This window comes from Mycetohabitans sp. B46, from assembly GCF_037389205.1.
Classification (GTDB): domain Bacteria; phylum Pseudomonadota; class Gammaproteobacteria; order Burkholderiales; family Burkholderiaceae; genus Mycetohabitans.
This window is the reverse complement of record NZ_JADBGL010000006.1, coordinates 213,223-237,200: the sequence shown is the minus strand read 5'-3', so window position 1 is coordinate 237,200 and position 23,978 is coordinate 213,223. Positions and strand designations below refer to the sequence as shown.

Genomic DNA, 23,978 nt, shown 5'->3' with positions numbered 1-23,978 from the left:
CGCGGCGGCTATAGCAGCCGCACGATCAGCGAGCCCAGCAGCGTCAACAGCAACGTCGACATAAATGGCAACGGCAGGCGGCGGCCGCGCCAGCTGAGCGTGAGGTCCCCGGGCAAGCGACCGATGCCCAAGCGGGCGAGCCAGGGCCAACTCGCGCTGAGGATCGCGGTTGCAATGAAGGTGGTAAGCAGCCAGCGGAACATGGACAGGCCAGCCTCAGGGGTTACAGCATGTGAGAGCGGTCGCCGCGCTCAAACGCGTCTAGTGCGGCATCCAAGCCGCGGCCAAACGCGATCACTTTGAACAGTTCGCCCATCTCCGCCTCGGACAGCAGCTTCTGTACCGCATTGGCCACAGGCAGGAAGCGGACTGGGTCGGCTGGGTCCAGTTGCGCAAGCAAGTCCATCATGCCCGCGTTCATCAAAAAGCGCGCTTGCGACGTATATCCGAGCAAATGCGCGCCCGCGTCGCGGGCGGCCTGCGCGATGGCACTGAACTGCACATGTGCGGTGATGTCCTGCAAGCCGGGGTAGAGGAACGGGTCGCCGTGTGCGCGGTGCCGGTAGTGGCACATCAGCGTGCCCTCCGTGCGCTGCGGATGGTAATACTCGGCGGCCGGGAAACCATAGTCGACGAACAGCGCCGCGCCGCGGCCGAGCGCCGAGCACACGGTGTGCACGAACGCGGCTGCCGCTTCGTGTGTCTCAGTCACATAGTCGTGCTGGCCAGGGACACACGCCAGTGTGGCCGGCACAGCGGCGGCAGCCAGTGGCCGATCGGCGAACACGAAGCGACTCGCATCCGCCACGGCGACGCCGCGTTCATGCCAACGGCCATCCTGCCGCGCGAACAGCCGCACCGGCATGGCGTCCAGCACCTCGTTACCGATGATCACGCCATCCACGCGCTCGGGCAGTGCATCGATCCATTCGACGCAGGAGGCGAACTGCGGTGCCGTTTCCACAATGCACTCGCGCTGACGCGCGCGCAACTCGCCGGACAATTCCACGATCGTGTAGCGTACGCACCCGACACCGCGCGCCTGCAACGTGCGCAGCAGGCCGGCGGCGAACTTACCGGTTCCCGCCCCGAATTCGACGACATGACGCGTGCCGGTGGCGCCGAGCACGTCGGCCACCGGCTTGGCGAACGTCTGCGCAAACAGCGGCGAGAGTTCCGGCGCCGTGATGAAGTCGCTACCGTCGTCGGGGCCGCGGCCGAACTTGACCGAGCCGCCGCTGTAGTAGCCCAGGCCCGGCGTATAGAGTGCGAGTTCCATATACCGATCGAATGGCAACCAGCCTTCGGAAGCGGCGATTTGTCCAGCGATGTGCTGCACTAACGCGCGCGAGTAGGAGCGCGCGGTATCGCCAGGAACAGGTAAACTATCGGGCTGCGTCGTATTCGGCTTCATTCCCGCATTGTAAATGAGCGACCCGTCGTGCGCCGGTCAGTATCCGGCTTCCCCCTCTTGCGCGCCGCCCGCGCGCCGTGCCGCACTGGTAACCGGCGCGGCACGGCGCATCGGCCGTGCGCTGGCGCTCGGCATGGCCGCGCGAGGCTGGGACATTGCGCTCCACTACCATATGTCTGAGGCCGACGCGCAGTCGCTGGTCGCCGACATCCAGGCGCTGGGCCGGCGTGCTGTCGCGTTGCGCGCCGATCTGGCCGATGAGGCACAGGTGCGGCGCCTGGTGCCGGATAGCATCGCCGCGCTCGGGCGCATCGAATGCGTGGTGAACAACGCGTCGCTGTTTGACGAGGATACGGCAGCCACGTTCGGATACGGCAAATTGCTGAACATGACGGCGATCAATGTCGGTGCGCCGCTGGCGCTCGCGCGGGCACTGCACGAATCGATACCGGAGGCGGCGCGCGACGACGAGACGTTGCGCGGCTCGGTCATCAACGTGCTCGACCAGAAGCTGTACAACATGAATCCGGACTATTTGTCGTATACGTTGACGAAAGCCGCGCTGCAGGCGGCCACCGTGGCGCTGGCCCAGGCGCTCGCGCCGAAGCTGCGGATCGTGGCCGTCGCGCCCGGACTCACGCTGCGCTCCGGTAGCCAGACCGATGAAAGTTTTGTCGATGCGCACCGGCGCACACCGCTTGGACGCGCATCGACGCCGGCCGACGTGGTCGATGCGGTGTGCTACCTGGCCGACGCGCGCGGTGTGACGGGTGCGACGCTGCTGGTCGATGGCGGCCAGCACCTCGTGCCGTCGCCGCGCGACGTGATGTTTATGACGGGTGCGTGAGCGCGATGCGTGCGTGCCTACTGCCGGGCCGGTCCGTGCCGCGCGGCCACCGCCCCTACTTTTGACTGGATCGTCCATGCTCTCCGCCCTTTCGCACCCGAGCCTCGCAGACTGTCGACGCCTGTTCCTGCGCAACTACGAGATTTACATCAACATTGGCGTGCATGATTTCGAGAAACGCGCCGAGCAGCGCGTCATCGTCAACATCGACCTGTTCGTGCCGCTGGCCGAATCGACGCCGCGCGCCGATAAGCTGGTCGAAGTCGTTGACTACGATTTCATGCGCTCGACCATTGCCCAACGGGTCTCGCGCGGACACGTCCATTTGCAAGAAACGTTTTGCGATGACGTTGCCGCCGCAATGCTGGCGCATCCGAAAGTGCGGGCGGTGCGCGTCTCGACCGAGAAGCCGGACGTCTACTCCGACTGCGAGTCGGTGGGCGTCGAAGTCATCCGTATCAAGGAAGCCTGACATGCATGCACTCGAGACTGGCGTGCGGGCCTTGACCCGTCGCGAGCAAAAACAGGCCTACGAAAACAACAAGCTGTTCAAGCGGCTGGCCCGGCAGGCCGGCCAGGCCATTGCTGACTACAACATGATCGAGGCCGGCGACAAGGTGATGGTCTGCGTGTCCGGCGGCAAGGACAGCTATGCGCTACTGGACCTCCTGCTGCGGCTGCGCGAGCGCGCGCCGATCGATTTTGACATTATCGCGGTCAATCTCGATCAGAAGCAGCCCGGGTTTCCCGCGCATGTGCTGCCCGAGTATCTCGCGGCACGCGGCGTGCCGTTTCATATCGAGAATCAGGACACGTACAGCATTGTCAAGCGCCTCGTGCCTGAGGGTAAGACGACGTGCTCGCTGTGCTCGCGGCTGCGGCGCGGCATCCTATACCGCGTCGCGGGTGAGTTGGGCGCGACCAAGATCGCGCTTGGCCACCACCGCGACGACATCCTGCAGACCGTGCTGCTCAACATGTTCTACGGTGGCAAGCTCAAGGGCATGCCGCCGAAGCTGCAGTCCGACGATGGCAAGCACATCGTGATTCGGCCGCTCGCCTATGTGAAGGAAAATGATCTGGAAAACTATGCGCAATTGCGTGAATTTCCGATCATCCCTTGCAATCTGTGCGGCAGCCAGCCGAACCTGAAGCGCGCCGAGATGAAGGCGTTGCTGCAGGAATGGGACAAGCGCTTTCCCGGACGGGTGGACAACATGTTCAGTGCGTTGGCCGACGTCGTGCCGTCGCACTTGATGGATCATCGGCTGTTTCCGTTCGCCGGGCTGCGCGCGACGGGCGTGGCCAATCCGCACGGCGACATCGCATTCGACGACGAACCCTGTGCCACGCCCGATAGCGGCACCGTGCCGATCGTGCCATTCGACGCACTGTAAAGCCGCGACGCCGGTGCGCCATCTGTGGGTTGCACGACGGAATGCAGTCAGCCCAATGCTAAAATCGGCCCTTCAAGACTCGTTGGACGTTGACGCCGTGAATATCGTCATTCTTGCAGCCGGCATGGGTAAGCGCATGCATTCCGCACGGCCGAAGGTGCTGCATTCACTGGCTGGCCGGCCATTGCTGTCCCATGTCATTGACACAGCGCGCGCGCTGGCGCCGAGCCGGCTCGTCGTGGTGGTCGGGCATGGCGCCCAGGCCGTGCGCGAGGCTGTCGCCGCGCCCGATATCCAGTTTGCATTGCAGGTCGAGCAACGGGGTACCGGTCACGCGGTTCAACAGGCGCTGCCGTTCATCGATCCAGCACTGCCCACACTGGTGCTGTATGGCGATGTGCCGCTCACGCGTGCCTCGACGCTGCGGCGCCTGGCCGACGCGGCAGCCAACGGCCGCTATGGGGTGCTGACCGTCACGCTGGACGACCCGCACGGTTATGGTCGCATCGTGCGGGATGGCGCCGGACGCATCATACGGATCATCGAGCAAAAGGATGCCGACTCGGGGCAACGGGAAATCCGCGAGGTCAACACTGGCATCGTCATCTCGCCGAGCGGGCGGCTCGATGCATGGCTAAGCTCGTTGACAAACGACAACGCGCAGCGCGAGTTCTACCTGACCGACGTTGTCGAGCGCGCGATCGAAGACGGTGTCGAGGTCGTCGGTGTGCAGCCGGACGACGTATGGGAGACGCTCGGCGTAAACAGCAAGCGTCAATTGGCTGACCTGGAGCGCCTCTACCAGCGCAACGAGGCACTGCGACTACTGGACGCTGGCGTCACGTTGACCGATCCGTCGCGCATCGACGTGCGCGGCACGCTGGAGTGCGGCGCCGAGGTGTCGATCGACGTCAACTGCGTGTTCGAAGGACACGTCGTGCTCGGTGACCACGTCAGCATCGGGCCGAACTGCGTGATCCGCGAGGCGACGATCGCCGCGGGCACGCGCGTGGACGCGTTCACGCATGTTGACGGCGCGCGCGTGGGCGAGAACGTCGTGCTCGGCCCGTATGCGCGGCTGCGTCCCGGGACCATGCTGTTTAGCGACGCACATGTGGGCAACTTCGTCGAGGTCAAGAACGCGGTGCTCGGGCAGGGCGCGAAGGCCAACCATTTGAGCTATATTGGCGACGCCGACGTTGGGGCGCGTGTCAATATCGGCGCCGGAACGATCACCTGCAACTATGACGGTGCGAACAAGCATCGCACCATGATCGGCGATGACGTATTCGTGGGCTCCGATACGCAGCTTGTCGCACCAGTCGTCGTGGGTTCGGGCTCGACAATCGCAGCGGGTACCACCGTTTGGCGCGACGTGCCCGCCGGGGCACTGGTGTTGAACGATAAAACGCAGGTTGCAAAGCCAGGGTACACGCGACCGACCAAGAAAAAGGCCTGAATGCACGGCGCCCGATGAGGCGGCCCGACGCTCACCCTCCATTTTCCACGGACAAACATCATGTGCGGCATTGTCGGCGCGGTAGCGCAACGTAACATCGTCCCGATCCTCGTCGAGGGGCTGCGACGTCTCGAATACCGCGGCTACGACTCGTGTGGTGTAGCCGCCATTGTCGATGGCGCCGCCCGGCGCGCTCGCAGCGTATCGCGCGTGGCGGACCTTGACCAGCAGATCCGCGACACGCAATTGGCCGGCGAAACCGGCATCGCGCATACGCGCTGGGCGACGCATGGGGCACCGGTCACGCACAATGCGCATCCGATCTTCTCGCACGACACGATTGCGCTGGTTCACAACGGCATCATCGAAAACTATGAAGCCCTGCGTGAAGGCTTGCGCGCGAAAGGCTACGAGTTCGTGACGCAGACCGACACCGAAGTCATCGCCCACCTCATCTACAGCCTTTATCGCGGTGACTTGTTCGCCGCCGTGCGCGAAGCGGTGAAGCAGTTGCATGGCGCCTACGCGATCGCCGTGTTCTCGAAGGACCAGCCGCATCGGGTATGCGGCGCGCGCGCTGGCTCGCCGCTGGTGGTCGGGCTGGGCCAACAGGAAAACTTCCTGGCCTCGGATGCGCTCGCGCTGGCGGGCAGCACCGACCGCTTCATTTTTCTTGAGGAAGGCGACGTGGTCGAATTGACGCTGGACGGCGTGCGGATCGCGGACCGCGACGGTGGCCTCGTGCAGCGGGAGGTACGCACCGTCAACGCGTATGGCGGCGCAGTGGAGCTTGGGCCGTACCGGCACTTCATGCAAAAGGAGATTTTTGAGCAGCCGCGGGCGATCTCCGACACGATTGCGCAGACCGACGCATTCGATCCCGAGCTATTCGGCAATGGCGCCGGCGACGTGTTTAACGGGATCGACAGCCTGCTGATCCTTGCGTGCGGTACCAGCTACTACTCCGGCTTGACGGCAAAGTACTGGCTTGAATCGATTGCGAAAATCCCCACGCAAGTCGAGATCGCAAGCGAGTATCGCTATCGTGACTCCGTGCCGAACCCTCGGTCACTGGTCGTGGTGATCTCCCAGTCCGGCGAGACCGCGGACACGCTTGCCGCGCTCAAGCATGCGCAGGCGCTCGGACACTCGCATACGCTGGCGATTTGCAACGTGGCGAGCAGCGCGATGGTACGGCTCACTGCGCTGCGCTTGCTGACGCACGCAGGCACCGAAATCGGTGTGGCGTCAACCAAGGCGTTCACCACGCAGCTTGTCGCCCTGTTCGTGCTCGCGGTAACGCTGGGACGGCTGCGCGGGCATGTTGACGCGAGCCTTCAGGCGCATTACCTCAAGCAGTTGCGGCACCTGCCGGCGGCGCTCAATAGCGTGCTCGCGCTCGAGCCGCAAATCATCGCGTGGGCAGAGGAATTTTCGCGCAAGGAAAACGCGCTGTTCCTCGGCAGGGGCATGCATTATCCGATTGCACTTGAAGGTGCGTTGAAGCTGAAGGAAATTTCTTATATCCACGCCGAGGCGTATCCGGCGGGCGAGCTCAAGCATGGGCCGCTCGCGCTAGTGACCGAAGCGATGCCGGTGGTCACCGTCGCGCCGAACGATGCGCTGCTGGAAAAACTAAAGTCTAATATCCAGGAAGTACGCGCACGAGGCGGCCAGCTGTATGTGTTTGCTGACGCGGATACGCGAATCGTCAACGACGAAGGCCTGCATGTGATCCGGATGCCCGAGCATTATGGGTTGCTGTCACCGATCCTGCATGTAGTGCCGTTGCAATTGCTCGCATATCACACTGCCTGCGCGCGCGGCACTGACGTGGACAAGCCGCGAAATCTGGCCAAGTCGGTGACGGTGGAGTGAGAAGGGGAGGGTAACGGTGCCGGCGCGGCGCGTGCCGCACGAGCCAGATCGGTCGCCGCTGCGCGGCATGGCGCAGGCTGACCCATGGCTAAAAAACGGGGGATAGCGCGCAACGTCGGGCGGCAGGGGTGTTGTCCACGCAGGTGTGCGAAATGTGATGCCGGCCTGACGGTCCCTGCCCCGCTATCGGTGTGCGTTGATGCGCCGTCGCGTTGAAATGCGGCTCAACGCCGGTCGTGACCACGCGGCAGTTGGCCCGCCAAAGCCGGCCGGCCCATTGAGCACGGTTAATCGAGCGTCAGCACGATACGTCCGTCGATCTTACCTTTGCGCAGCTTGCAGAACACCGAATTGATGTTTTCCAGTCGTTCGTGGTGGATGTGTGCGCGCACCAGCCCCTGCGCCGCGAAATCGAGCGCTTCATGCAGGTCGCGCCGAGTACCGACGATCGAGCCGCGTACGGTGATGCCATTGAGCACCGTTGAAAAAATCGGCAGCGGAAAGTCGCCCGGCGGCAGACCATTAAGTGATATGGTGCCACCGCGTCGCACCATGCCGAGCGCCTGGGCAAACGCACTGCGTGACACCGCAGTGACCAGCACGCCGTGGACGCCACCGATTTTCTTCTGAATGAACGCTGCCGGATCGGTGGCTGACGCGTTCACGACGACTTTGGCGCCGAGCCGTTTTGCCAGCTCCAGTTTGTCCGGCACAACATCAACCGCGACAACATGCAGGCCCATCGCGTTCGCATATTGCACAGCGACATGTCCTAATCCGCCGATGCCTGATATTGCCAGCCATTGGCCTGGACGCGTGTCGGTGACCCGTATGCCCTTGTAGACGGTGACGCCAGCACACAGAATGGGCGCGATCTCATCAAAAGCGACTTGGTCCGGGAGCCGACCAACATAATTTGGGTCGGCCAACATATATTCAGCATAGCCGCCATTGACCGAATAACCCGTATTTTGCTGCCCGTGACATAGCGTTTCCCAGCCGCCGAGGCAGTATTCGCAGTGTCCGCATGCAGTGTAGAGCCACGGTACGCCAACACGGTCGCCTTCCTTGACGACCTTGACCCCTTCTCCGACTGCGGCGACATAGCCGACGCCCTCGTGGCCCGGGATAAATGGCAGCGTGGGCTTGACCGGCCAGTCGCCGTCTGCCGCATGCAGGTCGGTGTGGCAGACTCCAGAGGCTTTGATATTGACCAGTATCTGGTCGGGACCCGGCGTCGGCACCGCGACTTCTTCAATCCACAATGGCTCGCCAAACGCATGCACGACCGCAGCCTTCATCGATTGCTTCATGAATACTCCTTGAAAGACGTTCCGTTAGTATTGCTCGCCCAGGCCAGCGTTGCGGCGCCCGCGGCACATCATTGCTATGACGGCTCGTCAATTTCCTTGCGTTCGCGCCGCGCCTCGTTGCCGCGCCGTGCTCGTAACCGCTGCCGGGACAATACCGCGATGACTTGCTGCGCCGTCGCACCGGCCGGGATTTCATTGCGGATTGTATTGGGCACCATTGGCAACCCGGCGCGTTGGCGGCGCAGGGCCTTGGCAATGGCCCGTCGGCACTGTGGGCCGTGGCAATCCCATTCATCGCGAATTTTTCCGCAGTAACGGCATTCGTCCATATCAATAAGTCTACTGCCAAATCGGCCGATGGAGATCGCGGTCTCGTGCTTGCTTTGGTACGCTGTTCGGGGTATGTCGCACAAATTGCAACGATCTGCCAGTCATGATTAAAGGGCTTGGCTTGTCATTATTAAGGTGCTTGTCATTACTCGGGCACCAGCACAGCCGTTGCGCCACGGCACAAAGTCCTCGACACATGGGCAGCCAAGCCCCCGGTGGTACGAAAATTGCAAGGGCGCCGTAACGCGCCAAACCGAACCAGCTTCCATGACGTCGTCCACTTTTGCTAGCGCGGCCCGCATCAGCAGGTTGCGCGCCCGGATCGCCACCGACCTGTGGCACGCTATTTGGCGTCACAGGGGGCGGGTGCTGGCCGCCGTATCATTGCTGCTGCTAGCCAAGGCGGCTGCGGTGGCGGTTCCGCTGCTGCTCAAGGATATCGTCGATGCGCTGGGCAACGTCACGAGCCGGCCGGCCGCGATACCTATCCTGCTGCTGTTCGGCTATGCCGTGGTGCGCTTTGCGTCGAATGCGTTGAGCGAGGTGCGCGACATGACGTTTGTGCAGGTCACGCAGCGCACCGTGGCCGACTATACCGCGCGCACGTTTGGTCACCTGCATCAGCTGGGCGCGCGCTTTCACTCGCAGCGTGAGACCGGCTCGGTGGTACGCGACCTGGAGAAGGGTACCGCCGGCATCGGCTACCTGCTGGGTGTTGCGGTCTTTACGATCGTGCCAACGTTCATAGAAATCGCGTCAGTGCTCGCCATCGTGATCAGCAAGTATGGCGGCAGCTTCACGCTGATCATTTTCGCGGCATTCGCTGTCTACGCCAGCTATACGGTGGTGTTCACGCAGCGCCGCATGCGGGTGCAGCGCCGCATGAACGCGTTAGAAGCCCAGGCCAATAGCCGTATCGTCGACAGCCTGCTGAACTACGACACGGTCAAGTACTTTGCGCGCGAGGATTTTGAGCGCAAGCGGCTCGACCAGGTGATGCAGCAGTGGCAAGAGGCGGGTATCGAGAACCAATATGCGCTGTCCACGCTGCATATCGGGCAGAGCGTGTGTATCGGTGCGGGCATCGCGGCGGTGATGTTGCTGGCCGGCCAGCACGTGGTAAGCGGCGCAATGACAGTCGGCGACCTGGTGCTAATCAACGCTTACATCATCCAGGTCAGCCTGCCGCTGAACACGTTGGGCTTTGTGTTCCGCGAGGCCAATGACGCGTTGACCAACGTGGAGCGGTTGTTTGCGCTGCTGGATGCGCATGACAAGGCAGGCGAGGACGGGGATGCGGCGGCGGCGCAGCCGCTCGTGGTGCGCGGTGGCGAGATCCACTTCGAGCATGTCGACTTCAGCTACGAGCCCGGTCGCAGGATCCTGTGGGATGTCTCGTTCCGGATTGAGCCGGGCCAGACGGTGGCCGTCGTGGGGGGCAGCGGCTCGGGCAAGTCAACGTTGGCCCGGTTGCTATTCCGCCTGTATCAGCCCGATGCAGGCTCGATCACGATCGACGGGCAGGACCTGCGGCTGGTCACGCAGCGCAGCCTGCGGGCGGCCTTGGGCATCGTGCCGCAGGACACGATTCTGTTCAACGATACGATCGCGTACAACATCGGCTACGGTCGCGAAGACGCGACAAAGGCCGACATTATCGCCGCCGCGCGGGCCGCGCAATTGGGCGAATTTATCGAGCGACTGCCAGACGCCTACGACACGCGGGTCGGCGAGCGAGGCGTGCGCTTGTCCGGCGGCGAGCGCCAACGCGTGGCTATTGCACGTGCGCTGCTCAAGCAGCCGCCGATCGTGGTATTCGACGAAGCAACGTCGGCGCTCGATACCCGTTCGGAGCGGGCGATTCAGCAGGAACTGATGCGCGTGGCCGAGCACCGCACGAGCCTGATCATCGCGCACCGGCTCTCGACTGTGGTCGATGCCGATCGCATTCTGGTCATGGAACACGGACGACTGGTTGAGCAGGGGACCCATGCCAGCCTGCTGGAGAAGGGCGGAGTCTATGCGCAGATGTGGGCGTTGCAAGCGCAGCAGCGCGAGTTGGAGCGCACCGAACAGCGCTTTGCGCTGTTGCCGATCAACGTCGGTGCGTTGGTCGACAACGTGCTGGACGCGTTGCAGGAGGTGGCGGTACGCCATCAGGCAAGCCTGTTCAAGCGCATCACCGACGACAACCTGATTGTCACTGGCGACGCGGCAACACTGCGGCGCTTCATCTGGCAGTTGTGCCGCACCGGCATTGAAGCGGGCGGGGCAGGCAGCCGCATCGAGGTGAGCGTGGCCCGCCACGACAATGATGCACGCGTGTCGATCTGCACGCCGGATCTTGAGACGCCGGAGTTGTCATGGTTGGATCTGGAGTCACTTCAGGCCGTGCTCGAGGAGCAGCATGGGTATATCTTGCGCAGCCGCGACGATGCCGGATCCACGATCCATATCACGTTGCCGCTGCGGGCCGTCGCGGAGTTGCCTGCCGCTGACGGCCTCGCGCCGCAACCCTTGCAGGCGCTCGGCTCCGCGCAACTGGACGGCGTACGCGTGGCCTGTGTGGATGATCATGAGGAGGCACGCGACGCACTGTCCGCGTTGCTCACCCGTGCCGGGGCGCACGTCACGGCGTTCGGATCCGGCCAGGCGCTGCTGGACTACCTCGGACACACGCGGCGCGACGACTGGCCGGCCGTGATGGTCTGCGACATCGACCTGGGCGAGGAAAACGGATATTCGATGATGGCCCGCGTCAGGCAGCTCGAGGCGGCACGCCCGGACGGCGCCAGGCATCGGATCGAGGCAATCGCGCTGTCCGGCTATGCAAGCGAGTATGAACGGGCGCGTGCCGTCGAGGCCGGTTTTCGCGGCTATCTGACCAAGCCGGTCAAGGCGGTCGATTTGATTGCCGCACTCAGAGCATTAGCCACTCATTTAGGAGAGACTTATGAGCTTGACCACTCCCAGCACGCCAGAGAACCTATCCGCCCCGCGCCGCGCCGGTAGTCTGTATGCCGACCGCAGTGCGGCCAGCGCCGCGATTGAGATGTTGCTGCCGACGCTGTCGGCGGCGCTGCACAACACAGTCGTCGGCCAAAGCGGGTGTTTGCATATCGTCGTGATGGATCCGGCGCTCGGTCCTGGCGACGCGAACTTCGAGGACGCGATCCTGTACGAGCATTCGATGCCGGATCCGGCGCAGTGGGACGCCGACTACCGAGCGTATGCGCGAGCCAAGGCGCGGCTGTCGTGGGAGCATGGTATGGACAGCCGGCTTGTCCAGTCCAGCCAGCCACACCGCTTGCGCCGCGGTGACACGAACCTGTGGGGCAGCGTGGCTCAACACGGCATTGTGGTGGGCATCTCGGGCGCCCAACCGTGGTTTGACGAGGCGCTGGCCGGATGTGTCGCGCATTGCCTGCGCGCTATCGCACGGCACCGCGCTGAAGCGGCGGCGAGCACGCTGGCACTGTGATCCCCACCGCGGGTCCGCGCCACCCACCCCGTCGCACCAAACCCGGGCGTTTTTGCCAATGCCATTATAAAAATGGGTATCGGGTCGGGGCGGCGGTCTGGTCGGAATGGCGGCTGCATGAGCTTGCTCGTCTGCGAGTGCATCGGCTCAGGGCGGGCACGCCATTCGCTCAATAGGAGCCAGAACGTTTGTCTCGACAAACGTCTGACTCACTGAAGGAGCGAACGTGGCACAGACTGCAGACCTATCGAACCCGATTCTTACTGGCAAGACAGCGCTCATCACCGGAGGCGCCCGTGGCCTCGGTGCGGCGATATGCAACGAGTTGGCACGCGCCGGCATGAACATCGTCGTGGCCGATCTTCATGAGGAGCAGGCGCGGGACACCGCGGCCGAGTTGGGCCGGCACGGCGTCAAAGCCGTGTCGCAGCGAATTGACGTCAGCGACGAGGCCTCGGTGCAACAGGCTATGCAGGCGATACACGAGTCGGTGGGCGAGCTCGATGTGGTCGTGAACAACGCGGCGATCGATGTGACGGCCGCAATCGAGGAAGTTGACGTCGCCGCCTGGCAGCGCGTGCTAATGACGAACTTGTTCGGCCCCTATCTCATATGCCGGGCGGTCGTGCCGAGGATGAAATCACGCGGCGACGGCCATATCGTCAACATCGCATCGACCGCTTCAAAGCGCGCATGGCCGAACGCCTCCGCGTACCATGCGACAAAATGGGGGCTGCTGGGCTTCTCGCATGCGATGCATGCGGAGTTGCGTCCAGCCGGGGTCCGCGTGTCGTCCATTGTGGCCGGCGGCATGCGCACACCGTTCTTGCTGGACCGATTCCCCGATATCGACGTTGACACGCTGCAGCCACCCCAAAACGTGGCCGCGGCGGTACGGTTCGTGTTGACGCAGCCGCCCGGCACGGTGATCCCTGAAGTCATGGTGCTGCCCATGAAGGAAACGTCATGGCCGTAACAGGAGCCGGCCGCGGCGCGGTGCTGTTGGACAAGGACGGCACACTGCTAAAGGATGTGCCCTACAACGTCGACCCGGCGCGCATGGTGCTGGCGCCGGGCGCCGCACAAGCCCTACGCCGGCTTGGCGCACTGGGCATGCCTGTCGCAGTGGTGTCGAACCAGCCCGGCGTGGCGCTTGGCTGTTTTCCCGAGGCGGCGCTGTGCGCCGTGCATGAGCGGCTTTGCGCGCTGTTCCGCGAGCACGGTGCAGTGCTCGCTGGGTTCTTTTATTGTCCGCACCATCCGAGCGGAGCGGTGGCGCACTACGCGATCGAATGCGATTGCCGCAAGCCGCGTTCGGCGTTGCTGACGCAGGCCCTCGCGTTCCTGGGCGCCACGCCGCAGCACAGTTGGATGGTGGGGGACATCCTCGATGATATTGAAGCCGGTCGTGGCGCAGGTTGCCGCACGATCCTGGTCGATTGCGGCAACGAAACTGAATGGCGGCGCAGCCCGCAGCGTGAGCCGGACTTTGTGGTCGAGCAGCTCGACGCCGCGGCCCACATCATCGCCGCACAGTGCAACGGCACGCCCGCTAAGAGAATCGGACAGGAGGCGGCAACATGAGCACAGGCTGGAACAACGCGCGACGCATCCTGTGTATCCGGCTCGACAACATGGGCGACGTGCTGATGACCACGCCTGCGCTGCGCGCGTTGAAGGGCGATGACGGCCGTCGCCATCTGACGCTGCTCACCTCTAGCGTCGGCGCCGCGCTGGATGGACACCTGCCGATGGTCGATCAGGTGTGGGGATACGATGCACCGTGGGTCAAGCACCCGAACGCGTCGCCGGACGCAGCGCCGGACTTAGCGATGATCGAGCAACTGGCAGCCGGCCGGTTTGATGCCGCGGTTATCTTTACGGTCTACAGCCAAAGCCCGTTGCCGGCCGCGATGATGTGCTGGCTGGCGGGTATTCCGCTGCGCCTGGCGCACTGCCGCGAGAATCCGTACCGCTTGTTGACTGACCGCGTTGCGGAAACCGAGCCGCACCAGCGCGTTCGCCACGAAGTGGCCCGGCAACTTGAACTGGTCCGCTCAATCGGTGCGACGACAACCAATTGGCAAATGGAATTTGCCTACAGTGAACAAGACCAACGGTCATTGCAGCGTCGGCTGCAGGCCACCTGGCGCCGGCAAGGCGCGCCGTTCGCGCAGCCCGGCCACGGACGCTGGCTGGTGGTTCACCCCGGAGCCAGCGCGCCGTCGCGACGATGGCCTGCAGAGCGCTTCGGCGAAGTGGCCGCGCAACTCGCACCGCAGTTCGACGCGGTTGCGGTGACCGGCAGCGCGGCGGAATCCGCGTTGGTCGACGCGGTATGTGCGCGTGCCGGCAAGCGCGCGGTGCCGCTGGCCGGCCAGTTGACGCTGGGTGAGATGGGCGCGCTAGTCGGCGCGGCCGACTTGTTGGTCACCAACAACAGTGGGCCGGCGCATCTTGCCGCGGCAGTCAGTACGCCAGTCGTCGATCTCTATGCGTTGACCAACCCGCAACATACGCCATGGCGTGTGCCGCACCGCGTATTGTCCGTCGATGTTCCGTGCAAATATTGCTATCGCAGCGAGTGCAGCGTACCAGGACACCCGTGCCTGACTGGCGTAGGGGTCGATGAGGTCGTCGCGGCGGCGCGTAGCTTACTGGACGGACACGATGCTGCCCAGGCCGAGCGCTGGGCTACACGCCGTTGGCAGCCGGGTAGCCCGTGCGCTGCCAACGTGTTTCCAATCGCAACCGCGATAGCGAGAGCCTGACTATGCCAGACACTTGTACTCCACGCTATACCTTGGGAATTAATGCCGCATTCCACGACAGCGCCGCGTGCCTGGTGCGCGACGGCGTGGTCATCGCCGCCGCCGAGGAGGAGCGCTTCACGCACATCAAGCATGGCAAGCGGCCGGTGCCCTTCTCGACGTGGGAATTGCCCTATCACGCGATCGACTACTGCCTGTCGGAAGCAGGCATCGTACTGCGCGACGTGCACCACGTTGCGTATTCTTATGACCCGTGGCTGCAGCTCGATCGTCAGCAGCAAGAGCCGGTGCTCACGCTGCCCCTGTCCCCGTCCGCCCATCGCAAGGCAAGCGGGCACGTATCGCCATGGGATCCGCTGTTCCTGTCCTACATCGTCAACGCGCCGAGGCAGCTGGCCGACGGGGTGCCGCACCATTTGCAGAAGCGCTGGCGCGGCGTCACGCCGGACGGTCCCTTTGAATGGCATTTCGTTGAACACCATTTGTCGCACGAGGCGAGTGCGTTCTTGGCTGCGCCGTTCCAGCGCTGCGCGGTGCTGACAATGGATGGCCGGGGCGAAAAAGCCACCACCAGCTACGGCGTGTTCGACGGACACCAGTATCAACGCATCAAGCAGGTTAACTTGCCCAATTCGTTGGGATTGCTTTACGAACGGGTGACGCGCTATCTCGGCTTTTTGCACTCGTCGGACGAGTACAAAGTGATGGCGCTCGCGTCGTTCGGCAAACCGACATATATGGACGCGATGCGTCGCCTCGTACGCTATGTGGGCAATGGCGACTACGAAGTCGAGCATATCGACCTCGTCTCGCTGTTCGGACCAGCGCGCGAGCGCGGCGGCCCGCTCGAGCAGCGGCACTATGACATCGCCCATTCGCTGCAAGCGATGCTGGAAGAAGTCGTGTTGCGCATGGCGGAGTGGCTCGCCCACACCACAGGTGAGAAGCAGCTCGCCATGGCGGGCGGCGTGGCACTCAATTGCGTGATGAACGCCAAGGTCCGGGACAGCGGGTGCTTCGACGACGTATGGGTTCAGCCCGCCGCGGGCGATGCCGGCACGGCATTGGGCGCGGCGCTGTGGACGGATTTCCAGCAGCGCGGCGTGCGTGGCGGCACAGCCATGGATCACGCATACCTTGGTCCGGCGTACGACGAGGCAACCATTCAAGCTTTGCTGGATGAGGCACAACTGCCGTACCGACGGCTAAACGATGTAGCGGCCGAAACCGCCGCGTTACTGGCCGACAACCGGATCATCGGGTGGTTCCAGGGACGCATGGAGTTTGGTCCGCGTGCGCTGGGCGCCCGCTCAATCCTGGCTTCGCCGATCGACCCCGGCATGCAGCAGCGCCTAAACCGCATCAAGGATCGAGAGGATTTCCGTCCCGTGGCACCCGCCGTACTGGAAGAAAAAGCGCAAGAATGGTTTACCGCACGCAAACCAGGTCGGCTGCGTGCCCCATTCATGCTGTTCGTGTGCAACGTAGCACCCGGCCGGGAAGAGGCCATTCCGGCGGTACGCCACGTCGATGGCACGGCGCGGGTACAAACAGTGAACGCGGACCAGCACCCGCTCTATCACAGGCTGCTGACGGCGTTCGACCGGTTGACCGGTGTGCCGGTGCTGGTGAACACGTCGTTCAACACGCGCGGCAAGCCGATCGTATGCTCGCCACGCGACGCGCTAGAGTGCTTCTGGACCTCGCCGCTCGACGCACTGGTGATCGGTCCGTTTCTGTTGGAGAAACGCCGATGACTGATGCCCCGCACACGGCATCGCGGATCATGGTGTCGGTGGTCGTGCCAACCTATCGACGTCCTGATCTGCTGTCACGGTGCCTGGCCGCACTGTGTGCCCAGGTGTTCGATCCCAGCGCCTTCGAGATACTCGTGGTGGATGACGATCGCGCGCGTCACAGCGCAAAAGGCGTGGTGCACGCGTTCGCGCAACGCAGTGGCGGTAGGCCACGCGTGCGCTACATTCCGGCCTGGCGCACCCGCGGTCCGGCGGGTGCGCGTAACGCGGGCTGGTGCAGCGCGCAAGGCGCGATCATTGCGTTCACCGACGACGATACGATTGCAGATCCGATGTGGCTGCGGGAAGGGTGCGATGCGCTGATGCGCGATCCGATCGCCTGCGCGGTTGCAGGACGTATCGAAGTGCCGCTTAGCGATGCGCCGACCGATTACGAGCGCGACGCTAGCGGCTTGGCGCATGCTGAATTCGCCACAGCGAACTGCTTTGTGCGCCGCGACGCGCTCGTGCGGGTCGGCGGCTTTGACGAGCGCTTCACTCGCGCTTGGCGCGAGGACGCTGACCTGATGTTCGTGCTGCGCGAGCAGGCCGGGCCGATTATTAATGCACCGCAGGCTCGGGTCCTGCATCCGGTGCGCCCAGCCCATTGGGGCGTGAGCATCGGCCAGCAGTCCAAAGTGTTCTTCGATGCGTTGCTCTACAAGAAGCATCGACGCGTGTACCGCCAGCATATCCGTCGGATACCACCCTGGCATTACTACATCGCTGTGGCGGCGTTGCTCTCGGCCGTGGTATTGCTTGGCGCCGGCCAGCGTGGCGCGGGCAGCGTGGCGCTGGGTATCTGGGCGGCGGTGACGCTCTGGTTTTGCTGGCGGCGGTTGCGCGGTACCTCACGCGCAGCCTCCCATATTGCCGAAATGATCGTCACGTCAATTGCGATTCCGCCCGTATCGCTGTATTGGCGGCTGCGCGGCGCGCTTCACTTCAAGGTGCTTTTCCTATGACACCCGATACAGTGAAACCAGCCGGCGAGGCAAGGCGCGAGTCTACCGGACACGCGAGCATAGCGGTATTTCGCGCGTTGCAGCTGGGCGACATGCTGTGTGCTGTGCCCGCGCTGCGTGCGCTGCGGCGTGGCGAGCCCCATGCCAGGATCACGCTAATCGGCTTGCCGTGGGCGGAGCAATTCGCGCAGCGCTTTGCCGAGTACATCGATGACTTCCTGCCGTTTCCGGGTGCGCCCGGATTAGCTGAGCAGCCGGCCGATGCGGCGCGCCTCGCGGCGTTCCTCGAGCAATGCCGCGCCCGGCGTTTCGATCTGGTGATCCAGTTGCATGGTAACGGCACGCATACCAACCGTATCGTCGCCCAGCTCGGCGCAGCCCAAACGGCCGGATTTATGCCGGCGCCCGGCGACGGGGCAGCGGGCGGCACGGCGCACCCGCTCGACAAGACCATCCCCTGGCCAGAGTCGGTCCCTGAGATCGTCCGCTATACGCGGCTGACGCAGGCACTCGGCTATGGCGATTGGGGCGAGCACCTGGAGTTTCCACTCACTCGGCTCGACCATGCGACATGCCGCGCGCTTTGCGAGCAGCACGAATTGCAGCCACAACAGTTCGCGGTCTTGCATCCCGGCGCACGGATGCCATCCCGGCGATGGCCGGCACAGCGGTTTGCATCGGTGGCCAACTGGTTGTCGCGGCGCGGCATACGCATCGTCGTGACCGGTACAGCATCCGAGGCAACGCTCACCGACGAACTGACCCACCGGCTCGATGTACCGTGTGTCAATTTGTGTGGACGTACGTCACTCGGCGTCATGGCCGCCTTGATCGGACGAAGCAAGATGCTCGTATGCAATGACACGGGTGTGTCACATATTGCAGCGGCGTTGCGCACGCCCAGTGTGGTGATCGCCTGCGGCAGCGATGTCGCCCGATGGGCGCCACTAGATCGGACATGCCATCGTGTATTGGCCAACTATCCGTCATGCAGGCCGTGCATGTTCGATGTCTGTCCGTACCAGCACGCGTGCGCGACAGCGATCGACGTACGGGATGTCACGCATCAACTCGAGCAAATGCTCGAATCGGAGGCTTACAATGCCGCGTAAACGTTTGCGAGTATTGACCTGGCACGTTCATGGGAACTACCTCTATTACTTGTCACAGACACCGCACGATTTCTATGTCGTGACTAAGCCCGGCTCGCCGCCCGGCTATGGCGGTTGTGGAGGAAACCTGCCGTGGGGCTCCAATATGCATGAGGTGCCGTACGACCAGGTGCACGCGGCTTCGTTCGATTGCGTGCTGTACCAGCACCACCAGCATTATGCCGAAGACCGGCAGCACGCACTTAGCGAAGCACAGCGGCAATTGCCGACGCTTTTCATCGAACACGACCCACCGCGCGAGCATCCGACCGATACATTACATCCGGTTCAGGATCCGAATGCCCTGTTGGTACACGTCACACCGTTCAATGCATTGATGTGGGACAACGGCGTGACACCCACGCGCGTGATCGAGCACGGCGTGCTGCTGCCGGACGGCGTCGCGTACCGCGGCACGCTGGCCAAGGGCGTGACGGTCGTCAATCATCTGCGCAAGCGCGGCCGGCGCTTGGGCGCAGATATATTCGAGGCGGTACGCGACGCAGTGCCATTGGATCTGGTCGGGATGGGGTCCACCGAACTGGGCGGCATCGGCGAAATCCCAAACCTAGCATTGCCTGGATTCGTCGCGGACTATCGCTTCTTCTTCAACCCAATCCGCTATACGAGCCTGGGCCTGGCAGTGGTCGAGGCGATGATGCTCGGGTCACCGATCGTTGCGCTAGCCACCACTGAGATGGGGCAGGTCGTGCGCAGTGGCCACAACGGCGTGGCCGATACGCGACCCGCCGTACTGGTCGACGCGATGCACCGCTTGCTTAAAGACCCGGCGCTGGCCCGCCAGTGGGGTGACGCCGCACGGCGCGATGCGCAGGAGCGGTTCAACATTGCACGCTTTGCTGCCGATTGGGACCGCGCGCTGCGCGACGTTGCCGCGTGAGGCGGGTGAGCGGCCGCTATCCGCGGGCTGCGGCCGCCTCAACGCAGCGCCGCATCTGATCGACGTGCGGCGGGATCACGCAGCGCTCGCTGAGCACCCATCCGAGCCCGCGCAGCGTCTGCCACCAGCCCGTTACGCCGCCTCCTTCCCGCCATACGCGCGGTGCCAATTGCAACGTGCGCTGCAACGCGACGCCGGCCGGAAGACGCAGCCAGGCGGCCCATACGGCGTTGCGCGCCAGCAGGCTGCGTCGCCGGCCCGCATCGCGCACCGGTGATGGATAGTGACACACAGTCAATTGTGGGACGTACACGAGTGACCATCCGGCACTGGCCAAATCGAGTGCCAACACCGCTTCTTCACCACCAATGAACAAGCGTGGATGGTATCCACCGGCCGCCAGGAACGCGTCGGTGCGAAAAGCGGTAGCCCCCGCAAGCAGGCCCAGGATCGGTGGGCCGGGAAGGGCGCAAGGCGGTGCGATCGGACTGGTGCGCATCAGCTCGCACACTGGATCTTCACGACGCTGCGGGCCCACTAGCACGCGCGCGGTCAGGGAACCGACTTGGGGATAGGCGTCCAGTAGATCGGCAGCTAGCGATAGCGAGCCCGGCTCCCACCACGTGTCATCGTCGCAAAAGGCAATGTAGCGGGTACGCGCGGCAGCCGCCCCGAGATTACGGCCAGCGGCGCCAAGATTGCCCGGTGCCTGGATCAGCGTGACATGCGCGAAGCGCTGCGCGACCCATTGCGCGGTGCCGTCACGCGAATCATTGTCAACTACGATGATCGACACGCGCTCAGGTAGCGCAGTCAGGTGGGTCAGCGTCCGGGCCAACTCGTTGCGGCGCCGGTACGTGAGCACGATGACCGTGATGCGGTCCTCGGGGTGCGGGTTGGCCATCGACGCGCTCACGATGCCGCAGGAACACGCTGCAACCGCCAGTAGCCCTCGGCACGCTCGAGGTCGAGCAGCGTATCGGGCCTAAACAACGCAATCTGGCTCCGGTACGCTTGCACGGCCTGGGCTTTCGCGAGCGCACTGCCGTCGGGTGCGTCCTCGTGCACCAGCGCCACCGGTTGCGCTATCCAACCTTGCGCCTTCCAGTGAGCCAACCGTTGCTCCATCAGGCCCTCCTTGCGCCGATACAGTGCCTCCTCGTAAAAGAACCAGCGTCGGGTGGTAGGCTGCTCGTTAAGCAGCGCCAGCATTGCGTGCTGTACCCGGAGATGGTCACGGTGAAACAAGCCAGCTGGCGCCAGCACATTCATCTGCGCATGCGCATCCAGTAGCGAGCGAAGCGCGCCGAGCAACGCCTCGTCAGGTACGGCGCACTCGTACTGATCATCCAGAAAATCTAGCCAATGAGGTTCGGCGCGAAGAATCGACAGCGCGTGTCGGTCCTCCGCGCGACGAGCCTGCATGGCTTCATGCGCAGACTCGAAGCCCGCGTCGCGATCCCATGGCGGCGTCGGCATGGCGCGGGGCGGTATGCCGGCGAAGACGGTCGCGACAATCGAGCCGGGTGCCTGGGCAAGCAGCCGGCCGCATCCAAACACCGCATCGTCCAGATGCGGCGAAATAACCAGCCAGCGCTCAGTCATGCTCGTGCCTGCTGCGCCGGTTCGTCGGCCTGCGCGCAATGTGCCTGCGCGGCGGATATTGCGCAGCCTGCCTCGGCAGGCGCGCTGCCGTGCGGCCGATGAACGCGCGGTGCGGCACGTTGGACGAAATAGCGAACAGTGCGTGTGAGTCCATCCGCCAGCGTCGTGGTCGGCGCCCAGCCGAGGCGCCGGGCGGCGAGCGTCAGGTCCGGGCAACGTTGCCGCGGGTCATCCGCCGGGAGTGGCGCGTATTGGACTGGCACGCGGGCCCCGGTCACGCGGATGACCTCGCGGGCGATTTCGCCGATCGTCACTTCGGCGGCGTTGCCCAGATTGACCGGCTCCGCGAACGGGCTCGGTGCCTCCATCAAGCGGATTAAGCCGTCGACCAAATCGTCCACGTAGCAAAATGAGCGGGTCTGGGTCCCATCGCCGTAGACGGTCAGCGCTTTGCCGGCCAGCGCTTGGGTGATGAAATTCGACACCACGCGTCCGTCGGCCGGATGCATGCGGGGGCCATACGTGTTGAAGATCCGCGCGATGCGGATATCGACGCGATGCTGCCGATAGTAATCAGCGAACAGGGTCTCGGCGCACCGTTTGCCTTCGTCATAGCACGAACGTACCCCGATCGGATTGACATTGCCCCAATACTGCTCACGCTGCGGATGCATCGACGGGTCGCCATAGACCTCGCTGGTCGACGCTTGCAGGATACGCGCCTTCACGCGCTTGGCCAGTCCGAGCAGATTGATCGCACCGTGTACGCTGGTCTTGGTGGTTTGGACCGGGTCCTGCTGATAGTGGACCGGAGACGCAGGACACGCGAGGTTATAGATTTCGTCGATCTCGACGTACAACGGGAACGTCACGTCGTGACGCATCATCTCAAAATTCGGCGCATCGAGCAGATGAGCAATGTTGTCTTTGGTGCCGGTATAAAAGTTGTCCACGCATAGCACATCGTGGCCGGCCATGACCAAGCGCTCGCACAAATGTGAGCCAAGAAAGCCGGCGCCGCCGGTGACCAGAATCCGCTTGCGGCCATATTCTTTCATTACCCATTCTCCTTCTGGTTCGGGATGGCGGCCACTGGCATGATGGGCGAGCGCCGGCCGCCACCGAGCGAGGTACCCGCGCGTGTGGGCCGCTGTGCTGTGTCGCGCAACTCGTCATAGACTTGAGCCAATTGCGCGGCGACGCTATCCCACGTATAGTCGCGCCGCACGCGCTGGCGGCCCGCCAGGCCCATCGCCACCGCATGTTGTGGGTCGCTGCGCAGCGCCGCCAGTCTGCGGGCCAGCGCTGCAGGTTCGCGCGGCGGCACCAAGTAGCCCGTTACGCCATCCACGACGGTGCTGCGAATGCCACCGACATTGCTGCCGATCACCGGCGTGGCACAGGCCATCGCTTCCACTGGGGTGATGCCGAAAGGCTCGTACCATGGCGTGGTCACGAAGACATCGGCCGCACTGTAGAACAGTTGCAGCACATCCCGGTCGCGTCGGCCAACGAACGTCACGCGCTCGGCAACGCCCGCCTGCTGGGCGACGCGCATCAGCCGCGCCAATTCGGGGCAGCGTTCAGGGTCGGGCGTATAGTCGTTGCCCCCGACCACATACAGCCGCGTAGGCTGAGCAGGGTGCGCCGGCAACTGAACGAGCGCTTCAATCACGTTGTCCACGCCTTTGCGCGGCACCAGCCGTCCCAACTGCAATATGGCGAACTCATCGGGGCGCCATCCGAGTCGCGCTCGGGCCTCGAGCTTCGGTACCGGTTGAAATTCATCGCTGTCAAAACCGCACGGAATGACCCGGATACGTCGCGGATCACCCGGATACAACGTCGTCAGGTCGATTTGATCTTGCGGGCATTCAGCGATCACCCGATCCGAGCGCTGCACCAGCCTATCTTCTATCGCAAAGCGCTCGTCTGGAAACGCATCGGCCATGCCTTGGTGCTGCCGGCGTACTCGACCCAGTGCATGGAAAGTGGTGACCAGCGGGACGCCAAGCTGCTGCTTCACGCGCAGCGCCGCCTTGCCAGACATGAAGAAGTTCGCGTGCATTACGTCGTAAGGCTCGGGTTGCCGCCGAAAATAATCGACGAGGAAATCGGCAAAGCACGCCATGTACGGCAACAGCGCCTCTTTCGGCATATCGTTGGGCGGCCCCGCAGGCACGTGGATAACTTGCATCCTGGGGCCGATGCGCATCACCTCCGGCAAGTGAGGGTTGTCACGGCGGGTAAAGACATCAACGTGCCAGCCTCGCCATGCCAATTGCTTGGCCACGTTAGCCACATAGATGTTTTGACCACCTGCGTCGACGCCGCCGATCACACCCAACGGTGAGGCATGCTCGCTGATCAGGGCGATTTTTTTTTGCATGGTGACTGCTCCCGGTTGATGAAGGCAGCGGTGCCTTTCTCTGGTGCGCTATGCAAGCGATGTACCCGCGCGTCGATCTGACCCTGTCACCCGCATTGCAGCGCGCCGAATCGGGGCAAACCTCAGCGGGATTCGAAAAAGTTACAACCGCGTGACACAATCGGGGTATCACCGCAGCGCACTGCCGGCGGTGCAGCGATGTAGGAGTGTGCTATGGGGAACGCAGTTTGCGGCGTGACGATCACGCGGCGCGTGCAAGCTTGCCGTGTCCTTTATGCATC

At 63.6% G+C, this 23,978-nt stretch carries 21 protein-coding genes and 1 pseudogene; 14 read left to right on the top strand and 8 right to left on the bottom strand.

All coding sequences use genetic code 11. From position 1 onward, the window contains the following. Positions 1-8: 8 nt before the first annotated feature. On the bottom strand, positions 9-203 hold the full coding sequence (locus tag IHE30_RS09040) for a DUF2905 domain-containing protein (protein ID WP_337689992.1): 195 nt from the start codon (positions 201-203) through the stop codon (positions 9-11). A gap of 20 nt (positions 204-223) precedes the next feature. Further along, positions 224-1,414 carry a class I SAM-dependent methyltransferase gene (locus IHE30_RS09035; RefSeq protein ID WP_337689991.1) on the bottom strand — a complete coding sequence of 397 codons (1,191 nt, stop codon included), beginning with the start codon at positions 1,412-1,414 and terminating at the stop codon, positions 224-226. A gap of 13 nt (positions 1,415-1,427) precedes the next feature. Here IHE30_RS09035 and IHE30_RS09030 point away from each other — a divergent pair, with 13 nt between their 5' ends. From IHE30_RS09030 to glmS, 5 genes and pseudogenes are all read left to right on the top strand, one after another. Further along, positions 1,428-2,261, top strand: a complete 834-nt coding sequence (locus IHE30_RS09030) for an SDR family oxidoreductase (RefSeq protein ID WP_337689989.1) — start codon at positions 1,428-1,430, stop codon at positions 2,259-2,261. A gap of 76 nt (positions 2,262-2,337) precedes the next feature. Then, positions 2,338-2,733 carry a dihydroneopterin aldolase gene (locus IHE30_RS09025; RefSeq protein WP_337689987.1) on the top strand — a complete coding sequence of 132 codons (396 nt, stop codon included), beginning with the start codon at positions 2,338-2,340 and terminating at the stop codon, positions 2,731-2,733. 13 nt (positions 2,734-2,746) lie between these two features. Then, positions 2,747-3,658 (top strand): annotated as a pseudogene (gene ttcA / locus IHE30_RS09020) (tRNA 2-thiocytidine(32) synthetase TtcA); the annotation flags it as partial. 97 nt (positions 3,659-3,755) lie between these two features. Continuing rightward, positions 3,756-5,117 (top strand): bifunctional UDP-N-acetylglucosamine diphosphorylase/glucosamine-1-phosphate N-acetyltransferase GlmU, encoded by a 1,362-nt coding sequence (gene glmU / locus IHE30_RS09015; RefSeq protein ID WP_337689983.1) that lies wholly within the window; start codon positions 3,756-3,758, stop codon positions 5,115-5,117. Between the two features lie 60 nt (positions 5,118-5,177). Then, positions 5,178-6,995, top strand: coding sequence for a glutamine--fructose-6-phosphate transaminase (isomerizing) (glmS, locus tag IHE30_RS09010; protein ID WP_337689981.1), 1,818 nt, complete (start codon positions 5,178-5,180; stop codon positions 6,993-6,995). 287 nt (positions 6,996-7,282) lie between these two features. On the opposite strand, the gene adhP is transcribed toward glmS, so the two are convergent. Next, complete coding sequence (adhP, locus tag IHE30_RS09005; protein ID WP_337689979.1) at positions 7,283-8,308, bottom strand: alcohol dehydrogenase AdhP; 1,026 nt, start codon at positions 8,306-8,308, stop codon at positions 7,283-7,285. Positions 8,309-8,382: 74 nt separating this feature from the next. Then, positions 8,383-8,637, bottom strand: coding sequence for a hypothetical protein (locus tag IHE30_RS09000; protein ID WP_337689978.1), 255 nt, complete (start codon positions 8,635-8,637; stop codon positions 8,383-8,385). Positions 8,638-8,905: 268 nt separating this feature from the next. Between IHE30_RS09000 and IHE30_RS08995 the strand changes: the two genes are divergently transcribed. The 9 genes from IHE30_RS08995 to IHE30_RS08955 all read left to right on the top strand — a co-directional run bounded on the left by IHE30_RS08995 (position 8,906) and on the right by IHE30_RS08955 (position 19,703). Next, on the top strand, positions 8,906-11,650 hold the full coding sequence (locus IHE30_RS08995; RefSeq protein ID WP_337689977.1) for an ABC transporter transmembrane domain-containing protein: 2,745 nt from the start codon (positions 8,906-8,908) through the stop codon (positions 11,648-11,650). Continuing rightward, positions 11,592-12,119 (top strand): hypothetical protein, encoded by a 528-nt coding sequence (locus IHE30_RS08990; protein ID WP_337689976.1) that lies wholly within the window; start codon positions 11,592-11,594, stop codon positions 12,117-12,119. Before IHE30_RS08995 ends, IHE30_RS08990 begins: the two co-directional genes overlap by 59 nt. 226 nt (positions 12,120-12,345) lie before the next feature. Then, complete coding sequence (locus tag IHE30_RS08985; RefSeq protein ID WP_337689975.1) at positions 12,346-13,095, top strand: SDR family oxidoreductase; 750 nt, start codon at positions 12,346-12,348, stop codon at positions 13,093-13,095. Continuing rightward, on the top strand, positions 13,086-13,703 hold the full coding sequence (locus IHE30_RS08980; RefSeq protein ID WP_337689972.1) for a D-glycero-alpha-D-manno-heptose-1,7-bisphosphate 7-phosphatase: 618 nt from the start codon (positions 13,086-13,088) through the stop codon (positions 13,701-13,703). Before IHE30_RS08985 ends, IHE30_RS08980 begins: the two co-directional genes overlap by 10 nt. Further along, positions 13,700-14,890, top strand: coding sequence for a glycosyltransferase family 9 protein (locus IHE30_RS08975; RefSeq protein WP_337689971.1), 1,191 nt, complete (start codon positions 13,700-13,702; stop codon positions 14,888-14,890). The genes IHE30_RS08980 and IHE30_RS08975 overlap by 4 nt, the downstream gene beginning before the upstream one ends. Positions 14,891-14,892: 2 nt before the next feature. Continuing rightward, positions 14,893-16,647 (top strand): carbamoyltransferase family protein, encoded by a 1,755-nt coding sequence (locus IHE30_RS08970; protein ID WP_337689970.1) that lies wholly within the window; start codon positions 14,893-14,895, stop codon positions 16,645-16,647. Next, positions 16,644-17,651: a glycosyltransferase family 2 protein gene (locus IHE30_RS08965; RefSeq protein ID WP_337689969.1), complete on the top strand. Its 1,008-nt coding sequence runs from the start codon at positions 16,644-16,646 to the stop codon at positions 17,649-17,651. The genes IHE30_RS08970 and IHE30_RS08965 overlap by 4 nt, the downstream gene beginning before the upstream one ends. Beyond that, complete coding sequence (locus IHE30_RS08960; protein ID WP_337689968.1) at positions 17,648-18,763, top strand: glycosyltransferase family 9 protein; 1,116 nt, start codon at positions 17,648-17,650, stop codon at positions 18,761-18,763. The genes IHE30_RS08965 and IHE30_RS08960 overlap by 4 nt, the downstream gene beginning before the upstream one ends. Next, positions 18,753-19,703 (top strand): glycosyltransferase, encoded by a 951-nt coding sequence (locus IHE30_RS08955; RefSeq protein ID WP_337689966.1) that lies wholly within the window; start codon positions 18,753-18,755, stop codon positions 19,701-19,703. The genes IHE30_RS08960 and IHE30_RS08955 overlap by 11 nt, the downstream gene beginning before the upstream one ends. A gap of 16 nt (positions 19,704-19,719) precedes the next feature. Here IHE30_RS08955 and IHE30_RS08950 read toward each other — a convergent pair whose 3' ends face one another. Genes IHE30_RS08950 through IHE30_RS08935 form a run of 4 tightly spaced genes read right to left on the bottom strand, consistent with a single transcriptional unit; the run spans position 19,720 to position 23,697 of the window. After that, a complete protein-coding gene (locus tag IHE30_RS08950) occupies positions 19,720-20,607 on the bottom strand; it encodes a glycosyltransferase family 2 protein (protein ID WP_337689964.1) in 888 nt (295 codons plus the stop codon). A gap of 8 nt (positions 20,608-20,615) precedes the next feature. Continuing rightward, positions 20,616-21,308 carry a PIG-L deacetylase family protein gene (locus IHE30_RS08945; RefSeq protein WP_337689962.1) on the bottom strand — a complete coding sequence of 231 codons (693 nt, stop codon included), beginning with the start codon at positions 21,306-21,308 and terminating at the stop codon, positions 20,616-20,618. After that, positions 21,305-22,366, bottom strand: coding sequence for a UDP-glucuronic acid decarboxylase family protein (locus tag IHE30_RS08940; RefSeq protein ID WP_337689961.1), 1,062 nt, complete (start codon positions 22,364-22,366; stop codon positions 21,305-21,307). The genes IHE30_RS08945 and IHE30_RS08940 overlap by 4 nt, the downstream gene beginning before the upstream one ends. Further along, the gene (locus IHE30_RS08935) at positions 22,366-23,697 is read right to left on the bottom strand and encodes a glycosyltransferase family 4 protein (RefSeq protein WP_337689960.1); all 1,332 of its coding nucleotides are present in this window, start codon (positions 23,695-23,697) and stop codon (positions 22,366-22,368) included. Before IHE30_RS08935 ends, IHE30_RS08940 begins: the two co-directional genes overlap by 1 nt. Positions 23,698-23,978 lie beyond the last annotated feature (281 nt).

Coding starts and splice junctions, on each gene's coding strand:
- IHE30_RS09040 (WP_337689992.1), bottom strand. CDS start 203: ATGTTCCGCTGGCTGCTTACCACCTTCATTGCAACCGCGATCCTCAGC.
- IHE30_RS09035 (WP_337689991.1), bottom strand. CDS start 1,414: ATGAAGCCGAATACGACGCAGCCCGATAGTTTACCTGTTCCTGGCGAT.
- IHE30_RS09030 (WP_337689989.1), top strand. CDS start 1,428: ATGAGCGACCCGTCGTGCGCCGGTCAGTATCCGGCTTCCCCCTCTTGC.
- IHE30_RS09025 (WP_337689987.1), top strand. CDS start 2,338: ATGCTCTCCGCCCTTTCGCACCCGAGCCTCGCAGACTGTCGACGCCTG.
- glmS (WP_337689981.1), top strand. CDS start 5,178: ATGTGCGGCATTGTCGGCGCGGTAGCGCAACGTAACATCGTCCCGATC.
- adhP (WP_337689979.1), bottom strand. CDS start 8,308: ATGAAGCAATCGATGAAGGCTGCGGTCGTGCATGCGTTTGGCGAGCCA.
- IHE30_RS09000 (WP_337689978.1), bottom strand. CDS start 8,637: ATGGACGAATGCCGTTACTGCGGAAAAATTCGCGATGAATGGGATTGC.
- IHE30_RS08995 (WP_337689977.1), top strand. CDS start 8,906: ATGACGTCGTCCACTTTTGCTAGCGCGGCCCGCATCAGCAGGTTGCGC.
- IHE30_RS08990 (WP_337689976.1), top strand. CDS start 11,592: ATGAGCTTGACCACTCCCAGCACGCCAGAGAACCTATCCGCCCCGCGC.
- IHE30_RS08980 (WP_337689972.1), top strand. CDS start 13,086: ATGGCCGTAACAGGAGCCGGCCGCGGCGCGGTGCTGTTGGACAAGGAC.
- IHE30_RS08975 (WP_337689971.1), top strand. CDS start 13,700: ATGAGCACAGGCTGGAACAACGCGCGACGCATCCTGTGTATCCGGCTC.
- IHE30_RS08970 (WP_337689970.1), top strand. CDS start 14,893: ATGCCAGACACTTGTACTCCACGCTATACCTTGGGAATTAATGCCGCA.
- IHE30_RS08965 (WP_337689969.1), top strand. CDS start 16,644: ATGACTGATGCCCCGCACACGGCATCGCGGATCATGGTGTCGGTGGTC.
- IHE30_RS08960 (WP_337689968.1), top strand. CDS start 17,648: ATGACACCCGATACAGTGAAACCAGCCGGCGAGGCAAGGCGCGAGTCT.
- IHE30_RS08955 (WP_337689966.1), top strand. CDS start 18,753: ATGCCGCGTAAACGTTTGCGAGTATTGACCTGGCACGTTCATGGGAAC.
- IHE30_RS08950 (WP_337689964.1), bottom strand. CDS start 20,607: ATGGCCAACCCGCACCCCGAGGACCGCATCACGGTCATCGTGCTCACG.
- IHE30_RS08945 (WP_337689962.1), bottom strand. CDS start 21,308: ATGACTGAGCGCTGGCTGGTTATTTCGCCGCATCTGGACGATGCGGTG.
- IHE30_RS08940 (WP_337689961.1), bottom strand. CDS start 22,366: ATGAAAGAATATGGCCGCAAGCGGATTCTGGTCACCGGCGGCGCCGGC.
- IHE30_RS08935 (WP_337689960.1), bottom strand. CDS start 23,697: ATGCAAAAAAAAATCGCCCTGATCAGCGAGCATGCCTCACCGTTGGGT.